Source organism: Pseudomonas sp. Bout1 (assembly GCF_034314165.1).
GTDB lineage: Bacteria > Pseudomonadota > Gammaproteobacteria > Pseudomonadales > Pseudomonadaceae > Aquipseudomonas.
In genome coordinates, this window is record NZ_JAVIWK010000003.1 from 119,682 (window position 1) to 143,388 (window position 23,707).

The 23,707-nt window shown below is 54.6% G+C and carries 19 protein-coding genes; all 19 read right to left on the bottom strand.

The window, feature by feature from the left end:
• Window positions 1-70 precede the first annotated feature (70 nt).
• Entirely contained in the window at window positions 71-415 is a 345-nt protein-coding gene (gene traA / locus RGV33_RS33775) for a TraA family conjugative transfer protein (RefSeq protein WP_013100908.1), read from the bottom strand.
• Between the two features lie 140 nt (window positions 416-555).
• Complete coding sequence (locus RGV33_RS33780; RefSeq protein WP_322148909.1) at window positions 556-7,947, bottom strand: DUF4165 domain-containing protein; 7,392 nt, start codon at window positions 7,945-7,947, stop codon at window positions 556-558.
• Window positions 7,948-8,077: 130 nt separating this feature from the next.
• The gene (gene traV / locus RGV33_RS33785; RefSeq protein WP_013100906.1) at window positions 8,078-8,578 is read right to left on the bottom strand and encodes a type IV conjugative transfer system lipoprotein TraV; all 501 of its coding nucleotides are present in this window, start codon (window positions 8,576-8,578) and stop codon (window positions 8,078-8,080) included.
• A 10-nt stretch (window positions 8,579-8,588) separates the two neighbouring features.
• Window positions 8,589-9,905, bottom strand: a complete 1,317-nt coding sequence (locus RGV33_RS33790) for a TraB/VirB10 family protein (protein ID WP_322148910.1) — start codon at window positions 9,903-9,905, stop codon at window positions 8,589-8,591.
• Window positions 9,906-9,917: 12 nt separating this feature from the next.
• Complete coding sequence (locus RGV33_RS33795) at window positions 9,918-10,958, bottom strand: type-F conjugative transfer system secretin TraK (protein WP_322148911.1); 1,041 nt, start codon at window positions 10,956-10,958, stop codon at window positions 9,918-9,920.
• A 178-nt stretch (window positions 10,959-11,136) separates the two neighbouring features.
• Window positions 11,137-11,778, bottom strand: a complete 642-nt coding sequence (locus tag RGV33_RS33800) for a TraE/TraK family type IV conjugative transfer system protein (RefSeq protein ID WP_013100902.1) — start codon at window positions 11,776-11,778, stop codon at window positions 11,137-11,139.
• On the bottom strand, window positions 11,778-12,065 hold the full coding sequence (gene traL, locus RGV33_RS33805; RefSeq protein ID WP_013100901.1) for a type IV conjugative transfer system protein TraL: 288 nt from the start codon (window positions 12,063-12,065) through the stop codon (window positions 11,778-11,780). Before traL ends, RGV33_RS33800 begins: the two co-directional genes overlap by 1 nt.
• Window positions 12,062-12,832 carry a DsbA family protein gene (locus tag RGV33_RS33810; protein WP_013100900.1) on the bottom strand — a complete coding sequence of 257 codons (771 nt, stop codon included), beginning with the start codon at window positions 12,830-12,832 and terminating at the stop codon, window positions 12,062-12,064. Before RGV33_RS33810 ends, traL begins: the two co-directional genes overlap by 4 nt.
• A gap of 87 nt (window positions 12,833-12,919) precedes the next feature.
• Window positions 12,920-13,567, bottom strand: a complete 648-nt coding sequence (locus RGV33_RS33815; protein WP_043859865.1) for a DUF4400 domain-containing protein — start codon at window positions 13,565-13,567, stop codon at window positions 12,920-12,922.
• Window positions 13,560-13,916 (bottom strand): hypothetical protein, encoded by a 357-nt coding sequence (locus tag RGV33_RS33820; RefSeq protein ID WP_013100898.1) that lies wholly within the window; start codon window positions 13,914-13,916, stop codon window positions 13,560-13,562. The genes RGV33_RS33815 and RGV33_RS33820 overlap by 8 nt, the downstream gene beginning before the upstream one ends.
• A gap of 14 nt (window positions 13,917-13,930) precedes the next feature.
• Window positions 13,931-15,760 (bottom strand): conjugative transfer system coupling protein TraD, encoded by a 1,830-nt coding sequence (traD, locus tag RGV33_RS33825; protein ID WP_013100897.1) that lies wholly within the window; start codon window positions 15,758-15,760, stop codon window positions 13,931-13,933.
• Complete coding sequence (gene mobH, locus RGV33_RS33830; RefSeq protein ID WP_322148914.1) at window positions 15,757-18,210, bottom strand: MobH family relaxase; 2,454 nt, start codon at window positions 18,208-18,210, stop codon at window positions 15,757-15,759. The genes traD and mobH overlap by 4 nt, the downstream gene beginning before the upstream one ends.
• 198 nt (window positions 18,211-18,408) lie before the next feature.
• Window positions 18,409-19,452, bottom strand: coding sequence for a YqaJ viral recombinase family protein (locus RGV33_RS33835; RefSeq protein ID WP_013100895.1), 1,044 nt, complete (start codon window positions 19,450-19,452; stop codon window positions 18,409-18,411).
• A complete protein-coding gene (locus tag RGV33_RS33840; RefSeq protein WP_013100894.1) occupies window positions 19,439-20,047 on the bottom strand; it encodes a hypothetical protein in 609 nt (202 codons plus the stop codon). Before RGV33_RS33840 ends, RGV33_RS33835 begins: the two co-directional genes overlap by 14 nt.
• Window positions 20,048-20,178: 131 nt before the next feature.
• Window positions 20,179-20,682 (bottom strand): hypothetical protein, encoded by a 504-nt coding sequence (locus RGV33_RS33845; RefSeq protein ID WP_013100893.1) that lies wholly within the window; start codon window positions 20,680-20,682, stop codon window positions 20,179-20,181.
• On the bottom strand, window positions 20,663-20,842 hold the full coding sequence (locus tag RGV33_RS33850; RefSeq protein ID WP_033040792.1) for a hypothetical protein: 180 nt from the start codon (window positions 20,840-20,842) through the stop codon (window positions 20,663-20,665). Before RGV33_RS33850 ends, RGV33_RS33845 begins: the two co-directional genes overlap by 20 nt.
• 82 nt (window positions 20,843-20,924) lie before the next feature.
• Window positions 20,925-21,551 (bottom strand): hypothetical protein, encoded by a 627-nt coding sequence (locus RGV33_RS33855; RefSeq protein ID WP_013100892.1) that lies wholly within the window; start codon window positions 21,549-21,551, stop codon window positions 20,925-20,927.
• Between the two features lie 241 nt (window positions 21,552-21,792).
• A complete protein-coding gene (locus RGV33_RS33860) occupies window positions 21,793-22,884 on the bottom strand; it encodes a RecT family recombinase (RefSeq protein WP_013100891.1) in 1,092 nt (363 codons plus the stop codon).
• A gap of 67 nt (window positions 22,885-22,951) precedes the next feature.
• On the bottom strand, window positions 22,952-23,467 hold the full coding sequence (locus tag RGV33_RS33865; protein ID WP_013100890.1) for a single-stranded DNA-binding protein: 516 nt from the start codon (window positions 23,465-23,467) through the stop codon (window positions 22,952-22,954).
• Between the last annotated feature and the right edge of the window lie 240 nt (window positions 23,468-23,707).

The following is a 23,707-nucleotide window of genomic DNA, read 5'->3' on the forward strand; positions in this document are numbered from 1 at the left end:
AAAAGGCCTCTTTTTCAGGACGTTTTAGCGTCGGAAAAAGAGGCCTTTCAGAGAGGCGTTCTGACTGAGATCAGAAGCCTACAGGCAGGGCTTGGAGAGCGTTGGTGACTACAGCTGCTGCTGGGATAGTTGCCGACATTACCGACTCGATAACATCCGGCGCAGCATAGAGGCCAACACCGCCGCCAACGCCAGTAACGAACGGCATAAGCGATTGGCGGAGAACGCCCGCGCCGATGCCGGTGAGGATCATCAGACCGATCAGAATGCGGCCGAGGGTACCTTGCATCCACTCTGTCAAGGTAATCCACACGCTATCGAACGTATCGCCGCCGGTACCCGCGAGCGCGGTACCGGCGACCACCATTGCCGCTGCGATGGCCATCGTTTGGAGGGTTGCTTTGTTGACGTGCATTGGTCTTGCTCCTAGAGGTTGACATGCGCAGGGGCTGCGCTCAGGAGACATTTTTCGTGCTTTCCGTAAGCCTGTGTTTCGCTTTCAGGCGCATTTGTCGACGGAAATTAAAAAGGGCCGCTTTATGCGGCCCTTCTCTTTTACTTGTTGGAGACTGGAGGCGATTCCGCGCCGGAGTTATCGATACCTACCAGCGTAATTACCGGCTCGCCATCTGGATAACGCCACATTGGCACAGAGATGCTGTTTGAGCTGAGAGCCTGCTGCTCACCATTGATGAACCAAAGGTTTTTGGCCATGCGGCCATCTTCATCAGTACAAACGGCTTTTGCCAGCCAGGAGGTTCGACCGACCACAAGCTCCAGCTTGCAGACCGGGGGCTTATTCCTTGCCACCGAGATGTCAACCTGGCCTGTTGCTGTGTGCCCCATTGCGCTGGCGACATCCAGTTTCACCGTATACACGCCCTCCTCTTCAAGGGTCGCTCGCCCATAATCCCCTGAGCTTGATAGCGTCTCCCCGTTGAGACTGAACGTTTTGCTGAGTATCTGATCCTTGGGATGCCCGCCGGTGATTGATGGTCGGATCAGAACGCCCAGCGGGGCACGATTCGCGTCGTTATCCCCACTCCAGGACAATTTCACATCCCACGGAATAGGCTCCAAAAACTCCATCTCTGTTTCGGCATAGCTGTAGTTGCCCCGCGAGTCGGTGATATGAGCACCGAATGTGTAGATCCCCGGCTCAGTCAGTCGAACGATGCGACTGGTCTGGCTGGAGTCCTTGATCATTTCGAGGCCGGCGTAGGGTGGGATATCCCACTCGATGGTCAAGCCCTCGAACTCTCGGAACAAGCCAAGAGAGCGAGCCGTCATGGTCAAGTCTGCCGGCGCATACTTGGCTGAGTATTTGGTGTTGATCTTCCACTCAGGCCAGTCGTACGACCAGAAAATAAGACGGTGCTGAGTTAGGCCCAAACCGCCTCGATCCTCATACCCATTGATCCAAGATCGGACGCTGATGTAGCTCTCTTCTTTCTCCATGTCCTCCCGAGTTGGGGTGTACTTCACCTCAGTGGAGTCGACGACTGTGCCGTCAGGCAGGATGAACTCACCATCCATTGTCATATCCATTTTCGGGTAAGGCATCATCAAGTTGGCGACCCAGGTAGCTTCCTTTCCTACCTCAGGACGGCGCGGCCCGATGATCTGGACACGAGGCGGCCGGACAGGTCTAAACGCAACGCCTGCGCGGAGGGTTTTGTAGACGCGCTTATCCTCTGGTGAGTCTGAGTATTTCAGCCTGGCCGTGAGGTACACACGATCAGCAGAGTTGCGGCTCAGCCGGTAGGAGCCCTCCCCAGCGGCCCAGGTTTTACCGCGATCCTCCGACCATTCCACAACCATTCCGGTCGTATCGAGCGCATTACCTTTGAGGTCAGTGAGCGTGAACGTACCGCTATCACCAATAAACACGTTTGCTGGGCCTTTAAGGCGGGCAACGGGCACGACATAGGCAATAACTTCAACGGTAGGGGTCATGGATTTCGCGCCGCTATGGCGGTTCGTCAACTCTGCCCTCAGCAGATATGTACCACGCTGAAAGACCATGCTGAGCCGTTGCGGCAGCTTCGCATTGGCCTCAACGTCCTCCCACGTCACGCCGCCGTCCTTGCTCATTTCCCAGCGCACGTCACCAAGGTCTCCTGACTGGTAGCGATCGTTGGTGACGGCGTAGAAGCTGCTGCGAAGAGGAGCTGGGCCGATAACCCGCAATGCCTGGATTGAACCATCGAGAGATTCGCCGTTGAGAACGGAGAGCACCATTGGCGAGCCCGACTCCCGAATCAGCTCGTATTCCGGCACAGGGGAGCGAACACGCGCTTCTGCAATGATGCGAACCGCTTTGTTCGTCAGCGATTGTAGATCGATCTCAAACTCAACCTCCCCGTTCTCGTCGATGGGCTCCCAGTTTGTCATCGGCTCATAATTCACTCCGGCAGTTGTCGAAAGCAGGCGAATATCCCAGTCGCCCATGCTGCTCAGCCGATATGCGTCCTCCATATAGCGGGTGTCCTTGATGGCCACGCGGATTGGAAGGCTGACCGTATCCAGGACAGTTCTCTCGTCGTTGAGAATGACAGGGAGAATTTTGTCGTGAGGGACCGCCAGGAGTGACGCGGTTTTGGTCGACCTCATCTCTGGCAACGCGGTGTATCCAACGTCAACGGAGTATGGCGTTACGCTCCACAGGGGAGCCTCGGCCCCCTCGATGTAGCGCGTAAACCGCTGGGCACGACCGTAACTCGGAATCGTAGACCGTTCTATCACTGCATCCGCCCGATTGATCGCCACGTCCAAGGAAGCTGCGATTGCAGTCACTGATGCGCTACCAACATAGCCGCCGAGTTGTGAGACCGAATACAGCCCTTCTTTCACCAGGTTGCTTGCCGGCATATCGATTTCGATTGCCGGCGGCTCGATCACGTTTACGGTGTGCTCTCCGTAGCCAATATCGATTTCCTGACCACTCGGCGTAAACATGGATGCCTTCCAGGAGATGTTGTTCGCTCCAAGCAGGGCCATTGTTCCTTCCGCGAGTGGCGTGACGGTGTTGCGTTGCTGGGCCATGCCTTCTGGCATCTGCATCCAACGGATAAGGCACGATGGGCGGCTCGACCATTGCTGAGCCGTCTTTTTCGCAACGCCTTCGTTCGCCGTTGCATCACACACAGGGCCATCCGTGTGACGGAGCAACAAGGAAAGTTGCTGCACCTTCTGATAGGCCTCTGCCGGTGCTGGCTTCAGGCCAAAGCGGATCTGATCTGCAACCGGAAGGATCTTCAGGTCACGAGTGAAGCTCGCAACCTTGTGCTTCACGCCGCTAGGGTCAAACACATAGGCGGTAGCCTCGATAGTCTGGTTTCCCAAAGAACTCCCGCCGGCATCCATCATCAGGTTGGCCAAGGTACTAGCGTTGCGCCATTCATCGGGGGTTTTCGTCCAAGTGACGTAGCAAGCACGATCCTGAAGTGCATTTTTCGGCTTCGCGACAGCTTCGCTGGTCAAGATGCTGCATGCCCCATTGCTCGGGCTGAAGCTGATTTGAGCACGGCCGGACGCTTGCAGAATCTCCCATGCATCAGCCGTCAGTACGCCCTCCGGAGCCCATACGGTTACCGGCACGGAATAGACAGGGCCGGTCATATCGGCGCGACTGAGATAGACCAGCGCCTGGCCATCGACCCCAACATCCAGGCCACCTAAACGGGCCTCCAGCAGATCGGCAGTCATTTTCGTAGGTACCAGACGCATACCAGTGCCTTGAGAAAGCTCACGATGCTCCAGTGTCACCCCAACTTTCGAGTCAGGCGTGACGATGGCGATGATCTCGCCGCCGAGAGCCTGAATCACTTCCTGGTCGGGAATTCGGAGCGCATAGGCACCCAAACGGGTCGTCATTTGGTGCTTCACGGCCGGGATGCTCGGGGCCACCGAGGTAGGCTGAACTTCGCGGTCTTTGAACATCTCCCAGGCCGGCAAAAGCTTCAGGACAACATCTTGATCGACATAGAGGCCATCCTGGTCAATGGCACGAATCTGTACTGAGGTTTCAGCCTGGCCATCGGTCTTATAGGTGATGCTCATTCCCTCCACCGTCACGTGGCCATGTGCTGGCTGTTTGACGACTTGCAAGGTGTGCGAGCCCCAGTTGTTCGGATCGATCACTTTCAGATCGGCCGTTCCACCGATTCCTGCATACATCTTCACTGTCGAAGGGGTGATACCCGTTGGTGCAAAATTGAACTGAGTAACAGTGACCTTCCCCTCTCCTTCTACACTGAGCCCTTCCTGATCCGTGGCGCTGAAAGTGAACGAATCTTCCCCATAGAAACCCGGATTAGGGGTGTACTCCATACGGCCATAGAACACACGGACAGTCCCGTGCGTCGGGTTCGTGAGGATCTTGAACGTATGGCTGTCCCAGAGATTGATGTCATGCACCTCAGGATCAACCTGGTCACTCACTTGCCCTTCACGGGCCTGAATGGTTACTCCCGTCCAGGTAGGGGCGTAATTGAACTTCGCGACATTCACAACCGCGGTGGCTTCAGCCTTCATCCCAGACACGTCCTGTACGCGGTACCTGAACTCATCGGGGCCAACGTATCCAGTGTTCGGGGTGTAGGTGAACCCGGTAGGGGTCGCGACTACAGAGCCCTGGGACGGGCTCGACAGAACTGAATAGGTTTTCTTCTCCCACGCTGCCGGGAAGTCCTCTATGGGAGTTGCGTCCACCGATGAGCTTTCGTTGACGCTGACCGTCAGTTTCGTTGTTACAGGCGGCTCTATTACCTGAATGACCGATTGCCCCTCTTCGAGGGTGATCTTTTTCCCGGTGGTGTCGTAGACGCTAGCCGTCCAGCGGATCGGATGCTGCCCGGAACGGGTGAAAACGCCGGTCAACTCAAGAGGATCGAGCGCTTTGATGCTCAGGTCTTTCGGGATGACCGAGAACTCAATCAAGCACTTCAAGGCACCGCCGCTCATGCCAGCACTCTTTGCCGCTGCGTCATCACCAGTGATCGAACACGTTGGGCCCGAGCGCTGCGTCATGGTGACGGATGCAGTCTCAATCGCACGAGTAACACTTTTCTCATGCAGCGATTGGATGAAGGTTGTTGAGCCGGTCGCAGCTTTGACGCTCAGTATTTCCTCACCGCTGCTCAGCAGTACCTTTTCCGTACCCTTGTTGAATACATAGAGGGAATAAGCAACCTTCTGCTGGCCTGCGTCGAGGACTCGCCCTGTCAGCTGAGTGACCGGGTGCGGTGCACCGGAAACCTCTACTTGCTGAAGGCCTCGGGGAATGCTCGTCCACTCAAGCAAGCAGATGGGCGACTTGATGGGATCGGCAGACCTTGCCACCGCGGAAGATGTCGTTAGAGGGCAAATGCTGCTAGCTGAAGCGGACAGCTTTACCGTGGTGTCAGTCATTGCCTGTACAGGATTTTTATTGTTGATGCCAAGCGTGACCTTGGGCATCCAGGTATTGATATCGGCATACACCACAGGAGCATTCGGCGCGGAGGTAGAAATGATCACACCATTACTTCCGGTAGCTCCCTGAGTTACCGGAACAACAGGTAGCGATATCTTACCGCCGGTACTGGTGAAGTTGAGTTGGCTAATCGTTACCGTTGCTCCCGGATTGACGAGAACACCGCCAATCTTTAGAGGTGTTGCTGCGTCAGACCTGAGCGTTGCCAGCAGATCATAAACACCAGAAACTGGCGTACCGTCCGCAAGCTTTAGCTGTTCGCTGTTTATCACCACAGAGCCATCGTTACGATTGAACTCTTTTGGCACCGCAGGGATATTAACGAGACCGTTTACATGACCAACGATCCCAGCCATCTTAGGGCTGTAGAGGAACGTGGTTGAGCCAACACCCTTGTTCTGTTGTGAGTCCTGCGCATTGACTCTGAGCGTATAACTCTCTCCAGCCGTTAAGGACGGGAATAGGATCGGGTACTCAAGACCGTAGGTAGTCGCATTGAGCTTGCGGAACGAAAGTGCAATCGATTCGTTTGCAGGTCCTCCGGTCAGGCTAATCGAGGTGATCTTAGGCGCAGGGTCTTTGTTGTCAGTTACCGTGAAGGTGATTTTGTCGAGTGTATCGATAGAATCGCTCGCCCCCTTGTTCACAGTTACAACAGGCTTTGTCCGGTCACTCTGAAACTTGAAAAGAGGAAGCTTTGTGACGGCTCCTAACTTTTCACTGGCGACACCAACAAGATCATGCGACCCTTCCGGCAGTGTTTTGAGATCAAATTCGTACTCAAAATACTCACCTGATGAGGAAGTTAGTTTCTTTGTAACGCTCAGTGACGTCCCACCTGCATTCTCAAGCCACGCGGTGTTATGACCAAGCCTATCTTGATAAGCGCCTTGCTGTGGCTGCCTGATCTTCAAGGTCAGTAGCATTTCAGAGGAATCATAGACGTAGCTTAGAACAGGTACATATAGATCATTCCACCATACGTTCGCCCACTCCCCATTAGCGGTTAACGCTCCATCTGCACTTTTAAGCACACCTTGATCGTGAAGATACCCGGACGTGCCTTTGTTCAACTCTCGAGTAACCGCTATTTCGCACTGAGTTTTACCTGCGGGAATGGTACATGTTCCCATGTGGCTAGCAATCTGATCGAAAGGCCGCGCCTCCACCGTGTACCGAACTTTCGTGATAGCTACAGGAAGTTCATTTGGCGAAACCACACGGTTTGCATAGCTAAACCATCCCTTGTCGCTGAAATAATAGTCAATGGCAACAATCACAGGTGTTTTAGGGGCGCTTGGGTCTAACACCAAGTCATATTTTATGTATTCACCCGCCCACTGCCCGAAATTCACAAACCGAATGTAGTTATGATTCTCAGAACGGTAAGGGAGAGAACCAATGACGTAGACATTGTTTGCATCTTCCCCCGCGAGGGTATTTTCACCCAAGGAGTTTAAGAAGCTTAGTCCGCCCTGCCTGTAGGTATGCCAGTTAGACTTAGGAATCTTCCATGCCAATCGGATTGGGTTAGTCTTAACCGACGCGCCAGGCTTGTAGGGCACAAAACCCTTTAAGCCTGGCGCAAGAGTTGTTGTAACTCCCGGCTCAAAGACACCGAACGGCTCCTGAGGGCCATCAACTGTATTGTCAAACATCACCTTCTGACGCTTGGTTATCGTAGAGTTGCCGGCCTTATCGGTGACGACAAACTCAAGCCCGAAGACCTCATCCAAGTCAGAGTCTGGAAAAAAACTTGTCCTGTACTGTATCGACGCCGTTTTACTCTCTTCCGAAAAAAGAACATTGTGAGCCTTATAAAGAGCACCGGACTCCCGATATACGTTAGCGGTGACCTTGCTAATTCCCGATGGGTCAGAGAACCCATCCAGGACGAAGCTCGAATATGTCAAAGCATCGATTGCTGCAAGGCCGAGTTTCCAAACTTCGCCAGTGAGAACGGGCTCACCCCATGTATATGGGCGCGGGGCAAATGTACCTGCTACTGGGCCAGCAGTATCAATAACGAGGGGAACATTTTCAGTTTGAACAACAGCTCCAGCGCTCGACAGAATTTCTGTTTTTACGGTGTAGCGTCCATCAGGTAGCTTCGGACTAACAAACTCTTCGGCGTAGTAGTTTTCGCCGTTGTATGAAATAACGTCGCTCGCACCAAGAACCTTCGAACTTTCCTTAGTGAAGACAGGTGTGGCGGCACCGTTAGCAGTCACCGCTATGCGCAGTTTTCGGTCAATACCACCGCTAACCATGAACGATATGCCAGTGGAGGGGTTGATAAACCCTGTGCCTGGCTCCGTATTGGTTTGAACCCCAGCATTGTTCGTATAGCCGTATTTAACAAGGTCGGCATACGCACCATTGATTGGCACAATGGCCAAAGCGATAGCGCCCAGAAGCGCACCACTCACTTTATTGAGGAACGATGGCCCTCGGGTCTTTGTCGTACCCATCGTGGAACTCCTTTAACTCGCGTTGGCAAGCGAAACCTTAGAGTGTGTTTTGTTAGGTCTTGAAACGACCAAATGCGCCTGCTTTCGCAAGGCGCATTTCTGCTCAACCGCCGGCACTTCGTTTAATGTTCTACTTGGCAGAATTAGCCTGCGGCGGCTGAACGATCGTGAGGGGACGCAAGGTTGGTGTTGCCTGAGGGGTTCGAGCACCGATCTCCCAGCGACGCGCTTCCACTTCGGTATAAATGAAGCCAGGAACATACAGATCGCCTTTCTCGTCCTCCCATGGATCAATTGCGATACGCATGACTACAGCCTGCGAGCGGATCGGAAGAGGATTTCTCGCTCTCATCGGCATTGGGGCGTTGTCCGATCCTTCTGCGATAAGCACGCGCGTTGCGCCGGTACCTGTTGATTTATCACTGCCGGCCTCAACGCCTTCTTGTTCTTGCTTCAACTGGGTTTTGTAGTCATCACCCTCAGTTGCCGAATAAACATCTTTTGCGGACATGCAAGTAACGCCGCTCGGCATACCTTTACATGCATACTCACTTGAGCCTACGTTGAGAAGATTTGTGCAGCCAGTAGTCAATGCAGCAATTGCGCTTACAAGGATAATTTTCTTAATCATCACGATTTCCTTAATTGTTTACGTCATTGACTTTGAGAGTTGCTGCATTGAACTTAACGGTCATGCCTTTATTGACGATAAAATCAACATCACGCATTGCGTCGATTTCAATAACAGGGAAGATGCTTTCAGCCATCTCGAGATAGAAGTCGGCGACTCGCTCAAGAGCCGTCCCCGCCCCACTGAAGCCGGCCGACTGAAGTGCATTGCTATCGAATGCCTGCTCGTAAACAGGAGCAACGGTGTCGCCGTTATCTCCAGCGCGGGTGACGTTGATGGTCGGTACCTTTTGAACGTTGAAAGCACTCGCGACCCCCTGCATGAAGCCAGCCATAAGGCTTCTTGCAAGGATTTGGCCCTGCTTGCTAACCAAACGGCCACGGATGCCTGCCTTCCCATCCTCGCCCGTTGCGTATGCCTCCAGGCTGGACTCCAGCACCGAACCATCATTGCGTACGCACGACAGGCGCTCCGCTCGCAGATAGGCTCTTTCCGAGCTGAGGTCACCCCAGCCGCCGGCGATCAGGAAGCATTCGCGAAAATCAGCCCTGAAGCGGTTAGGAAGGATTGCTTCATTCTTGATGCGGATCAGGCTCGGGAAAGGGTCGCGTTGTGCCTGCTTTCCAGTTGGCGCGTCCATACCTGTGACCAAGACGCCAGACAAGATCGATCCAGCAGGCAGCGTCACAGATAGCTCCTCAGGCTTGTCGCTCTTTCCCTCGTCTTCCTTGCCCTTTATCACCCGGATCTTGGGCGTTTCCTTTTTCTCGCTTGATCGCGACTTAGGGTCTTCCGGTTGCTCAGGTGGCAGGTTCGAGTAAACGTCAGTCAGATCTGCCGGCGAGCTTGTTACTTTGTTGATGAATGCCGATTCGCGAGGGGGGATAGGGGAACGCGCCTGGTTGGCGGTGGAGCTGTCGGACGAGTTATCACCACCCTCACCAGTGCCTTTCTTTTCCCGTCCAACCCGCGCCAGCTCCTGCTGAAGCAACTGGAGTTCTTGCTCCAGGCCGCTTACTTTTTCTTGCGTATTTTTGAGCTGAACGTCCTTTTCTTTCTGCCCTATCACGCGCTCAAGGCGGTTTTGCTGCGCCTGGAGCTGTCGCAGTTGGCTGGCGATCGAGTCCAAGCCCAACGCGCGGGGGTCTTCATCGGTGAGGATGGCCTCTACCTGAGGCTTTGCCGCTGCGCGTGCCTTGCGCTCGGGGCTCGCCGCGTTCATGGCGACGCCAACGATAGTACCCACGACCAGAACCGTCCCACCGATGGCAAGCATCAGCTTGCCTCTGGGCGTGAGTTTTTCGAGGAATTGCTGAATCGCTTTCACTGATGGTTCCCCTTACTGCAACAGGCTTGGACGAGTGGAGCTTTGCGGTACTTCGGTCGGAACCCGAGTGACGACAAACACTTCTGTTTTCTGGCCAGGTTCAAGCACCTCATCTGGCCATGCGCTTACAGCTGCTCGGTGAGGGTGCGTGCACGAGCCGTGATCGAACTCAACGGTTCTGGCCGACACGTTTTCGGCGGTGGCCACGAAGACTCTGAAGTCATGGCCCTCGATCAACTGCGACTTGCTGAAATCGAAGCTGAGGCTTGGCTGCGCACAGGCGGGGATCTTGTTGCCGCTGGTAAGCGCACCGAAGCTGTATCCACGCGGCAACTTGCCTAGCGCCATTTCGCGCATGAGGGAGCGAAGAGTGTCCATATACGGCTGAGAGCGTTCCCACTTCCGCGCCTGGCCGCTGTAGTTCGTCGACGAGGTTACGGGCATGCCGCTCGCCAGCCCTTGTACGTTTTTCGCCAGGATCAGGTTCGCCTGGATGGGAGGTACGCCCTGCGGCAGCAACGTCAGGGAAATTGCAACAGACTCATCGTCCTCAGGTGTGACGAACATGGTCACCGGCTTCTCATCCTGAGTAGTGACGTAGATGACGTTTCCACTTGTCGAAATATCAGCCTCACTTACCGTTTGGATATGAGGGTTATCGAACGGCGTAACCAGACGGTTGATTTGGCCTCTGCTGATCGGAATCAGGGTGTTTGTGCCGCTTGCAACGACCACATCCTGGCGAGACTCGATGGGCTGAACAGGAGTGGGCTTCTTCACAACGCTGGCCGGCACACTGGGGTTTTCAACAGAGCCCGGAGTAATGGCAACCAGACGTGGTTTCTTTTCCCCCTGCGGCTCTTCCTGTCGTTCAGGAACGCTCTCTGGAGAATCCACAGGCTTGGCAACCACTTGAGGCTGCGTGCTGGCAGCAACTGGCATGTTCATGCCTGGTATCTGGATCTGCTCCTGGGCAATAGCAGGCATTACGGCAGCCATAGCCAATACGAGCGCAGCTGGCTTGAAGAAATGGAGGGAAACTGGAAGTGACATCGAGACGACCTCTGCTCTGAGTTGTCGTCAATTCTGGAGGGCATTAAGTCGCTTGAGTCGCGTTTTCAAGCAGCTTTTGCGTCTGAAAACGGAGGGGAATTTTGTGTAGGCGTTGACTGGCGATACCAACGAAAAAGCCCATGCCAAAGACATTGGCATGGGCTTCTTTCGTCGCAGCTTAGCGCTGCTGATTCTTTCTCTTCTCGCGCTCCGCTTGTTTCTCCGCCTTGCTGTTCTCGCGATCAACCACATCCTGGGTTCGAGCATCGCCAGAGTTCGTACTAACCCAACTCAGGACAGGCTTGTAGTCTTTGATCATAAGCTCGAACTCATAGGTTCGATTGCTACGCTTTTTGTCGCCCGCCGGCCCTTCGCTCACGGAGCGGCCGGTAACGTAGAACTTGTTCTCGTTGAGGTTATCGCGGAGCACTTTCTGCGGCTCGAAGCTTAAGGTCACACGATCCTGGCGGATCTGATGAATCTGAGTATCGAGAACCTTCATCGTATCTTGATAGATCGACTTATCGAGGATAGGCCCCAGGGCATCTTTTACGACAGAGGCATTATGCGGGGTGACGTTGCCTAGCATCATCGCGATGTAAAGAGCCCATGCGTCGGCGTACTCCCCGGAACTTTGCGTTTTACTGACCCAGGCGGTCTCAGTCAGGGTAGGTGGTATCACGGTGACCACTTCATCCTTGTTGAGAGCAGAGCAAGACACCAGCAGATTGCTCAATACAAGGCCAGCAACGGCAATGCGCAAAAACTGATTTTCTCCGCGCATGCCATCGAACGAATTGCTAAGCGACTTAAAAAGCATCAGACGAACTCTCTCTCGTAGGAATTGGGCATGGATCGCACACTCTTCCGGCCAATGGCTCCCCAGTGCCAGTAAATGGCGTGAAGCAGATAGCCGTCAGGGCGGTTGTCGCAGAAGCGACGATAGAAGCGAGCGAGCAGGAGACCCACCACTGTGCAAAGAATCAGCTGTGCCAGAAGAACGCCTGCAACCAAACCGATCCCTATCGGCATGACCTCATCCAAACGCCAAAACATCACGTGTGGCGGCTGGTCGATGTATGCCGGAATTTTGATTGGCTCGCTCACTTGGCACCCCCTGCTTTGCTGAGACTGGCAATCGCTTTGAGGATGCCTTCATGACTAGCGTTAGCACCTTGGAGAACCATCGACATGCCTGTCTGGTTGTCCAGGAGCAGGGTTGAAGGGGTCTGTTGGATGCCCAGCTTTATGGCTTGATCAAGATCGCCAGTAACTCGCTCGATGGCCTGCTTCGAGTCTGTGCAGGCTGCAAAACGCTTCCCATCCAGGCCAAGCTCTGTCGCAAGAGAAACGAGTGATTCTGAAACCCCCTTGCCGTTGCCACCGGTTTTATCGAAAACCGTCTGGGTGTACTTCCAGGCAGCATCTGAGCCGCCTTGCTCACCAGCACACTCGATCGCCAGGGCTTGCCGGCGTGATGCCTCGCCAAGGGCGGGGACATGGAGAATCGCGGCATTGATTTGCCCCGCTGACGACTCGATAAGCGCTTTCAGCAGGGGGAAGTGATCGCGGCAGTAAGGACATTCCGTATCCGTCATCTCGACGAGCGTGTACCGAGCAGATGAAGAGCCATAGATCCAGTTGTCCGGAGCTGCGGGGATATCATCTTCTGGAAGCTGTTTGAGGTTACCGATGATCTCTTGGATAGAGGCGGGGTCGACTGCTTGTGCTCTCGCAATAGTCAACTCACCTTCGAGAGTATTGATCTGGCCTTCCAGCACGCTCACGGTGGAGAAATAGTGATAGGAACCAACAACCAAAGCGGTGGCAAGGGCTGTGATGGTGATAGCAAAGGGGATGGTTTTCGTTGCCATAAGGGTCAGCCTGTCGTGGTGTTAGGGGCATTCTGCGGACAAACGCCGCCTGAAAGTTCCGTTTTCAGGCGGTTTTATGGTCAGAATTCAAATGCGCTTTGGCAGGTTACTGATCAGCACGGACAGCACGACAGGCAGCATGATGACGATGAAGGTTGAGATAACGAGTGGCGGTAAAGGTAGAGGCATCAACACGCTGAGCACGATGAGCATTCCGCCCCATGACAGGACGATCGCGGCGTTGTTATTCAAGAACGGTGATGAGTAGTCGAATCCATGCCGCTTGGCATTCCAGCGCATCCAGCCGGCGTAAATAGCAGGCACAAGAACCGCGATCAGCAGTGGCAACCAGTAAAGCGTTAAAACGATCCGGTAAACCATCTGGTAGATGATTTTCTGGACGGCCTCACCTCGGGACTCAAGATACCGAAACCACCAATCCACGTTTTTTTCGAAGGCATCCACGGTGCCGCCACGAGGCATCAGCATGTCGGAGACAATCTTTTTTGCCCCGGAGTCGATGACAAGTGCCGAGTAGTAGCGATTGGTTTTTTCCAGCACCTTCTCCATGTCCGAATCGCCAAGCAACTCAATGCCCCATTTCCGCTCTTTCAGCATCACCGTATCCACAAGCTTGTTCGGCGCAACAGTCGCCAGCATCAGGATCAGGACGAAGAAGAACGCTATAGAGGCCATAACGCCCTTTGGCCACTTCTCTTCAAGCATCTCAGCCATTGATCAGGAACTCCCGGATAGGTTGCGGGACATTTGTTGTTTCGCACCACAGGACAACATCATCCGGTGCAGGGGCGTTGCCGTAGCTCGTGAGGATCTGGAGGATGTGGCCGAGCACCACCCGGAGCCGAATAAAGTCGCTGATGCCCTCACGACACATACGCTGGTAAGCCACCAGCACATCAATCAGGGCAGCACCAATTACCTCGGGTTTATGGCCCGCCTCAAGCATCTTGAAGATGAATTGCGTGCCACAACGCCATTCCAGGTCAAACGTGCGCAGCCGAGTTGTTGAGGCCTCATCCAGGCCAGTGAGCCGCTGAATTTCTAGTGGAATCGAGACAGTCATTTTTTGCTCCGGAATCAGTTGGCAGTCGGGCCGGTAAGAATGGGTAGTCGCCCCTTGCGGATATCACCGCCCGCAAACACCGCGAGATATTCGAGATCTGGTAGCTCGCCGAGGAGCGCTGTTGGGAAGCGCTCACCCTCCTCTTGCATAAGGCGCTCACCAACATTCCCGCCCTGCACCACCCCGCCTTCACCTGCCGAGTTGCCCTGAGTACGCATCACGTATTTGTAGCGAGTTGGCGTCATCTTTTTCGCCACGAACTCCTGCGTATCGGTATCAAGGATGCGGAGGCAGATGATGTTGTTCGCGTTCCCCAAAACCTGCATGGCCTTGGCTTCGTCACCCATGCGGGCCTTGAAGTCGGCGATGGTCTGGGTTGCGATGTAGAGGTTTATCCCTGCGCCGCGGCCCTTGTTCAGCAGCTGGATGAGCTGGTCATTGATCACCTCGGCGGCCTCGTCGACAAAGATGTTCACCGGCTTAGGCAACCTGTGGTTGTAGATCTCGCCCGCTGTCGACGCCAGATCGGCCAGGGCCAGCGACCCGATGGTTGAGCCCACCATCGGGTCGGCAAGCGAGTCGAGGCCCAGGTAAAGAACCTGGTCGGCATTGATGACCGAGTTGAGGTCACTGATTCGGCGCGGGTCTTCGTCGTCGATGTGCGGGGAAAGCAGCGGCCCCATTTCACCGGAGGTGAGCATCACCAGGATTGGAAGAAGGCCAGCGATCATCTTGCTGAAGTGCGATCGCTCGTGCTCGAGCATGGTGAGCAGGCCTTCCAGATCGGTATTGGCCTCAACCTTCGCGATATCGTTGTAATAGACCTTTCGTAATACCTTCGCCTTCTCTTCGATGTTCCGAACCTTGGCCGAAAGAATTGCTGATTCGGCCATCCTCGCGAATTCATCTTCACCGAAGACCTTTGAACCGAAGGCCATAACCACCTTGATGGTTAGCCCTGGAACATCTCCCTCAAGGGTTCTCCTGAGACCAACAAGCGTGGGCAGGATGTTGCAGATCAACATGGCCTGAATCACGCTATTCAAGGACATTTGAGCAAAGGCTTGGAATGGATCGCCAGCTTCGCTTTTCATCAACACTGCCACACGGGATGCAACTTCCGTTGCCCGGCCGTAGTTCTTTGTCAGCGACAAACGAACCGACTTATCCGGATGTGCAGGGTGGAAGTATTTGAACAGGCTGGCCTTCCCCATCGCCTTGCATGTGCGCTCGCATGTTTCGGCTAGGCCTTTATCGCCTTTCGGATCGATTACGATCACGGGCTCACCACGAGCGATGCACTGAGATATGGCCAGGTCGAACCAGCGGGTCTTACCGGCCCCTGTTGTGCCCAGCACGAGGTGGTGGATCGAACGCTGGTCTGCTGGCCGGAAACATGGCTCCTCTTCATCCATGCCGATCCCGTGTATCCATTTCGTACCCTTAACCTCAGCGTTGCGGCGGCCACGCTTACCGATAATGGCCTCAATATCCATCGCTTGGAGCTCGAATGCGTACTGCCCGTGCCGCTGTCGCCAAGGGAAAGCCTCGCCGAAATAGAACTCGTGTGGGTGTCTCTTCACCAGCTCCATCACCTCCTCCAAGGTGATGAAGGAGAGATCTGCTCCAACGAGACAGGCTTTTGCCCGATGAACGCGGAGGGCCCTTGGTATGGCCGCTAACGCAAATCCAGCCTGCACGCCAAGCGTTATCAGGTATGGGGTTACCGGCATCTCCGTCATCAATTGAACGGCGGTGCCGGCGAGCATGGACGAACCCCACGCAACTGCTTCCCGCGCCTCGTAGTTTTTCCGCCAGTAACTGGTGTAGTCCCATTCACTCATTTTTTGGGAAGCTCCTCGTAAAGGGGGCGAACGAAGATTTTTCTGCGCTTGGCGACCTTGACGGCATCGCGGAAGCAGAACACCGCGTTCTCTAGAGATGTTGGCGTGATGCCGAACTGCTCAGCGACATTCGTGAGCATGTAGGTTGTGAGGCTGAGCACAGGTGATCCGCCTATTTCCTCAAGTACGGCCTTCTCGATCAGCGACTTCACAGCCTGCTCGAGGCTTGGGATGTCGGCCTCGCGAAGCCGGGATATGTGAGGAATAACCCAGTCCAGCTCCGCTAACTTGCAGTAAATAACGCTGTAGTCGGACGTGAGCATGAAGCCTTCACGGGACTGTAGGGTTCGGGTCAGGGCTGGCCCCTCGACGGTAATGTCCTGCCACAGCCAGCCCGCATGGACGAGCGGGTGGATGTCCTCAGCAAGGAAGGAGGATTTCCCCAGTCGAACGAATACCTTGTTTCTCGCTAATGCCGCGTTCTCGGGGTCTTGAGTAGCGGTGATGAGCTTTTGGGCAAGATCAGGTTGTTGTTCCAGCAGGTAGCATTCGTGCGCTGTAAGCTTCGAGACGACACCGGCTGGCAAGATGCTGGAAGCGCCTGGCACCTCCTCCGCCACGCGGCCGACCTCTTCGTCTTTCTGCTTCTTCGATTCCACCGGAGGCGTAGTTTTAGGCGTGCGTTTGCCTTGCCCCATGATGGAGTTGAGGGAGATCTTTTCCTGACGAGGCAACAGCTCCTGCGCCCCCTGCCCTGATCCAGCCTGCGTATCAGCATCAGAGGGATCGGAGCTAATTTCAGCTTCAGCGGCCGGGAGTGGTTCTTCTTGCTGGGGCTCAGCCGCCGGCGAGTGAGGACTCAAGAAAAGCAGCATTTCCTCAAGGCTGGCAGGAGGCTCCTGAGGTGCTTCTTCCTCCTCCTCAGCATCCAAAGCTTCCTCTGGTTGGGAGGAAGCAATTACAGCCGTATCGTCACCTGCCGGCTCTGACTCCACACCCACAGGGGCGTCTTCGGCGGGGTTCTGCGCTTGTTTGAGGCTAACCCCTGAAGAGGCGGTTGTTGGTACCGGAGCTGCTTGCCTTGGAGCCGCTTTTTTCTTTCTTGCTGGTTTCGACGATGCGGATTCTTTTGGAGGTGTAGGCCCCGAATCAGCGTCAGTATCCCCGCTCGAGTCCCCAGTCAGATCAGCCCCAAACAGGTCTTCCTGATGCTCACTCAGCGCGTTCGCTGCTGCGCCAGCCGTATCGTTAGGAGCAATGACATCCTTCTGCTTTCCCTCCTTCCCAAGGCTGATGGAAACTGGCGGCGGAATCGGTGTGGTTGGAAAAAGGATGTCCGGATTCACAAGCTTCATGCAGCGCAGCGCCGGGCCTTTGCCGTTCTTGCGCAGAAGGTGAGGCGTAACCAGCCAGTACAGGTCGCCGTTTGGGGCTCTCTCTGCTATCCCGTGCTCTACCAAGGTACCAATTAGCGTGTCAGGTGATCGCGGGATGGCCACAACCCCATCACCGACCAGCATGCTCACAATCTCCTCGGCACCCTGGTTCCAAGCGATGTAGACGCCATCAGTTGCAACCCATACGCGGCCGGCAGGCGTGTTGATCTTCCAGGTTCCGTCACTCAGCAACCGCAGCATTGCATCCGACACCAACCGCGGTACCGGGACACCTGTTGCATTGCCCCCGCCATTATTCGAGCCTCGATTGAGGTCACGCTTGGTGGATGCAGAGTCGGCCCACTTGACCAACTCGGTCAGAGGCGAGCTTCCGCTCCCGGAAATTGCATCGAGGAGCGCTTCGTAGATGTCGTGGCCACCTTCAATCAGCCACGCCTGTACGGCTGGCGGAATGATCCGTGTTGCTTGCGCTACAGAGACCTGAACGTGATTCCCATGCCTATTGGAATTCCAATGCAGGAAATAGCGGGTCAGCTTGTTGCGCACAGACCAATCATGAAGCGTTTCCTGCGCGTAGATCCACTGGTTGTTGCCTTCAAAATCGGTGGCGCGAATATCCGTGAGAGGCTTCCCTGCGTCGTGTAGCAGCCCTGACGCGATGCCCGCGACGTACCACCGACGCAGGCGCATGCTTCGCCGTGCCGGGGTCTCGTTTGTATCAAAGGCTGTCGTAAGGCACCCATCCAGGGTGAGCGAGGCGACCTCAAGGCTATGTCGGAGCAACCCCCCTGGGCCGGAGTGATGGTGGTTCTCCGACGCCGGCAGCATGTGCGCCAATTCGGCGAAATTCACCAGGATCGGCTCAACGTAGAGCTTGAGGTCACTGGCAGGCATTCCGACTGAATGAATAATCCGATCGAACAGCTCGTGCTGATAATTGCGCATGAACCACTGCCCGCTAACCAGCCCTGGATAACCCTCTTGGTAAGGTGGGTACCGAAGGTTTCGCCAGTTATGGTTCTCCAGGTACCGCTTGATTTCAGGAGTAATCATCTGCTCGGCCGGGTGCGCGAAGCTGTCCGTAAGGGCACGCTCGCTTCGAGGCCACAGGCGTTTCAGGAATGAAAATGGAGGCATACGCTTCTCGGCCATGTTGTGTGCTGAGAATGATGCGTGAGGGATACCGCCTTGAGTTTCGTTTTCAGGCAGTTTTATGGTCGAAAAAAAGCCCGGCAAGTGCCGGGCTGAGGGTTAGAACCAGAAGGTTCCGAAAAACTGTGACGGCTCTTCGACCGTCTCATTTATTGCGTCCACCTTTTGCCGTATGCGGGGCAACGGCTCAGGTTTGGCCTTACTTTCATCGTAGGAGGCATCCACAGAGACCCGCGTAGCCATTGACGAACCGGTCTGGTGTCTCGCGATCACATCGGGCGGAATAACCGCCTCCAGCTCGTGCGCAACACCTTTCCAATCCACAGTGCCAGCCACTTCGTAGCTCGTGACTTTCACACCCAGAGCATCGGCCCGGCGGAACTCCCCCAGCAACGGCAGGATCTCGGCCTCAAGGTCTTTTGCTTCCTTGGTGAGCACTTTCAACTGGGCCTTCAGCTCAGCAATCTTGCTCTCCTTCGCTCTCCTGGCATTTGCTAGCGGACGCCATGCAGCCAGGTCCAGCCTATCCAGCGGAATAACGTCCCGCTTTGGATCGGCCTCAGGCGGCACACCGCGCATCACCAGCCCCCAGAAGATTTCTTCTGCCTGAATGATTCGTCTCACCAGAAGGTCATCCCAGTCAACGATCAAACAGCAGGGTTCATGCTTCGGCGACCAAAACCACAGGTAACCGCGCCGTGCTCCACTGACGATCATCTGGTGCATCACTTGCCAGCGGTACAGCTTAAATGCCTTGCTATGCTCCCTGAGTTGCAGCACCTCCAGATGGTTGGTTTCGGAGAGATTCTTGATCTCTACCGGAGACTTGTCATCCAGAACCCCATCGAACGATGCCCGAATAAAAGGGTATGCGGTCGACTCTGCACAGAACGGCAAAGCCATCTTGCCGTACTTATCCTCAAAGGCTTGTAGCGCTAGCGGTTCGAATTTGACTCCCCTCCTAACCTGCGGGATTACCGACAAGTCAGCTGGCTCGACAATTCCAACCAATTCCTTCCACAGCTCCAGGGGCGTTTTATCAGGGTTTTCACCCATGATGACAGCGCAACTGGTTGCACTGATGCCTTCCCTTCGCCACTCGTGCCAATCAGGAGTCCGCTGCGCGATGTCAACGATTTTCATTGTCGACACCCTCATGGAACCCCAGCCTGGCCATTACCTCATACGCATGCAGAACACCGTTGTTACGGAACTCAGCACAGAGCTTCAGGTCGTGGAACAGCTCGGTTTTCTTCAACTTTGTGGTGCTGTAGAAGCCCTTCGCAAAGTTTGTTTCTGGATCAAGCACATCGACATAGCCGAGCCCGTCAAGCAGCGTCTTGCGTAGCAAGTCAGCATGGCTCAGCACATTCGCTATGCGCTCATCTAGTGGGCCTGATGTGAAGAAGTTGAACTGCAAGCCAATTTCTTCTCCGAGCAGCCGTAACGCCCTACAGACGGCGTTATACCGCTCCTTTCTCAGCTCTTCGGCCTTCGCATGGAAGTCCTGGAGCCGCTTACTGTAAACAACACCCCATTCGCGCAGCTGCTTTTCGTCTGCTTCCGTCAATCCCTGAAGGTCAGGGTTCTCAGGCCAGTTATCCAGATCCATGAACATGCTGAGTTTCCCCAACATGGTTTTTTCTTGGATCTCGACTCCTAACTCCGAATTGCGGTGAGCGACGATTGCGGCTTCTACGGCATGGAATGCCTTGCAGCATGACTCAAAGGTCTTCATTGATTTCTCCTTTTCTCAAGTTCACCACCCTGGCTCGAAAACCCAAGTGGCACCCCCGGAAAGGCGAAACCCCAGAGGGCTTTCGCCCCCTGGGGGATATTCTTTCTCTGGTGTTCCAGTGATGCTCACGATTACGCAACCTTCGCGTAGCGGGAGTAGATTTCTTCTCGCTTGCGCATGGCATCCTCGAAGCTCAACTGACCTGCATTGCAAGCCTGAATCACTGCGACGATCTCCATGCCGCGCTGCCATTCAGCGGTACCCGACAATCGATCAAGCGCCCCCATATCTAGAAGTGCGTATCCATCGTCAAGCATGTCGCCAATGCACAGCTCCGGCGTGTCATGCGTGCAATGGCCGGTGAAGCCATCACGTTGAAACGCCTGCCACCGAAAGCGCCCTTGCTGAGATGCGTCTGGGATAAGAACACCCCAGGCATCCCGGCTCCGATGCTTCAGCGTCAAGCCAAGTCCGTGGATAGTGAACTGACAAAGCAGGTACTCCAGGAGAATGAGCTTCACCTGAAATTGCTCGATCATTTCGTCAGCGTATTCCGCGAACGCACCACCCTCTTCTTTCATCTCCCCCCAGCTAGCAAGGGAGTCCTTCAGCCCCTCAACGGTTGACGGTCGCATTGTTCTGCTCTCCTGGAAGGGAGTGGGTCAGAACGGCAAAAAAACCCGGATGGGCCTTCTCTGCTTTGTCGATCGCTTCGCCGAAGGTGGTTGCTTCACAACGGAAGGTAGCCTTCTGCTGTGTATGCAGGATGGTCATCGATAGGATGTAAGTCCGCATGGTGTATCTCCTTCTCAGATTTTTAGCCCTGAAAAAGAGGCACCTTCCCTGAGGGGCGGTGCCCCTCAGGGATAGCGATTACTCAGTTGATTCGCTGGTATTGCCCAGCTTCAACCAGCTGCTTTGCTTGGCCTGCAAGATGCTCTACTACGCCGTTAGAAAGCGGATCGCTGCCATAGAAACCCCAGCAGCTATCTGTCTCCTCGCCGTCTTCAATCACCTTGAAGCCCCACACATCGCCGGTTAGGTACTGGTCATAAACCTCGACCTCCCCAACCAGCATGGCGGTTACTTTTTCGGTGCGTGACTTGTTCAGCCGTTTCCAGCCCTGCTCAGCACACACTTTCGCCTTGCTCACGAAAATAAAGCCCACTTGCCCACTGTCCCAGGGGCAGGCGAACGGCTTGGTTCTCATCGTGATGCCGCTGTGATCGTAGAGATACAGCGGCAGAATGATCGCCTTGCCTGTCATTTTGAGAGCTTGTTGGATGTCAGGTACATGAGTTGAGTCGAAGCCCATCTCGTTGAGCTGCCTTTCGGACAGGTGCTCGTAGATCAGGTCAAGCGCCTCAGTAGCTCCATCCTCATCACCCAGAATGTAGCGGCGATGAGCGCAGACCATCATTGCAAGGTTGTCCCACTTGCGCGGGTTTTCTGCGTCGGTGTCATGCATGAGCTGTACGGTGACTTTCGGTTGTGCAGTTGCCATATCGTTTTCCTTTCTCAAAAAACGACGAGGGCAATGCGCCCCTGGGGGCGATATGCCCCGTCAGGGAGTTTTTTGCAGATGCCTTACGGCAGCAGCAGGGTCAGGATGAAGACGATCAAGTCAGCCATCTGATTGATTCCTTTTGAACTGACGGAGCACTCCCCTTACGGGAAAGCCCCGCAGGGTTGTGGTCAGTTCGAAGCGCCCTATGCAACAAGGCCCCCCAAAGCGTTTTTTTGCGTCACTCGCCTTGCGACTGAGCAACGTACTGCGCAGATTTCAACTGGGTTACAGCGTAATCCCGAGCGTCTACAGGCCACGTCGAAACGTACTCGAACGCCGGCTCCCAACTATTGGCATCACGAGCACGCCGAACAACTTCCGCAACCTTCTTGATCACCTTTGCAGGTAAATCAGCAGGTGGCGGAACTTGGCTTCCATCACGGACAACTTCACCTTCAATCACATCGTCTGCCGGGGCAGGATCTGCAACCTCTGGTTTAGCGGCCTGTTCGGGGTCTACGGTGGGTTCTGGCTGCTGATTAACCTGGTTAGAGGTCGGCAACGGCTCAGTTTCCACCACATCAGCAGCGCCCATATATCGCTCAACAACTTCAACTGGTACATCGTTGGAAGAGAACCCTTCCCCAGCGTCTGTATTGAGGTACTGAATCACTCCGTCCAGCTTTGAGCCGGTCTGAGGCCAGTATTTCCTTGCAATCTTGATGGCCGACTTCTTGCGCATGGAATCTTCGAAGTCGACCCAAGGGCCTTTCTTCTTGCGTTTCCACAGCTCTGAAGCATCGCGAGCAGCATTGATTTCATCAGCGGTAACCGCCTCAACGTGAACGCGGCCATCAGGCAGAAGAGCTTCGACGTAGCAACCTACAAACTCCCCACGATCAGCCTTCTTGTCGAAAGGGTTGAACGTGTGGGTCGGGCTTTGTCGCTTCCCTCTGTACTCGAATTTGTCTTTCGAGTAGACCAATTCAACGATGCAATCACGGATCGCACCGTCGTTCACAGCGACCTTGACCATGCCCCTCCAGGACACGTCCAAAACCACCTGCCCGTCTCGGGGCACCAAGTACGCGAGCTGTCGGGATTGATTAAGAGTCAATCCGTAAGCCGCAACCTGGCTAAAGGCATTTCTAAGGCTTAGCGGGTTAGTCGTAGCGCACTTGCACAGATAGTCGTTGTTCATCATGGCCTGCGATGCAAACAGCAGCTCATTTTTGAACATCACGTCAGTCTTCGACGACTCCACTAGCTTGATGAACTTTTCTTCTTGCTTCGCAATAATTGCAACTGCGTTTTGGAAGTTATCGCTCATTTCATTTTCCTTTCTAAAAAGAAAACGCACCCGAAGGTGCGTTAATTCTTGACTGACTTCTGCCTGATTAGATGATGTTTAGAAGCAAACGGCTAATTGGGGCAAAAGGGATGTCGTCGTCGAAGCTGTCATAATGCGGATCATGCTGTGGAGCAGGATCGCGTGGTGACTGACTAGGACGTTGTTGTTGCTGTTGCGGACGCTGCTCACGGGGTTGCCCTTGAGAGTTGTCGCGCTCTGGCCTACCACCCAGGAGCTGCATTCTGCCCTGCATGTCGACGATAATTTCGGTGGTGTACCGTTTGATACCGTCTTTTTCCCACTCTCGTGTTTGAAGCTTACCTTCGATGTATACCTGCGATCCTTTCCGCAGATACTCACCAGCGATTTCAGCGACTTTCCCAAACAAAGAAACACGGTGCCATTCGGTCTTTTCGACTTTCTGTCCCGTTTGCTTGTCAGTCCACTGCTCACTTGTTGCAAGGCTGAGATTGGTTACTGCATTACCGTTCGGTAAGTAGCGAGTTTCTGGATCTTGACCACAGGTGCCAACCAAGATCACTTTATTTACGCCGCGAGCCATAGTATTTCTCCATTTAGATAGAACTACGGGGCGGCATTACCCCAATACGGGGGCAATAGCAGCCCCGTTGGGGTTTGGTTTTTCATGGGTTTTTGGTTGTACTTTTGAGACGGCCAACAAGCCGACCATGCGACGAAGCGCATGACTAAATCAGTCCACACATGTGGGCTGACTTAATCTGGGAATTCATGATGGTTGAGATTCAACCATGAGGCGCTGGGCCTGCTAGATGGACTGCAA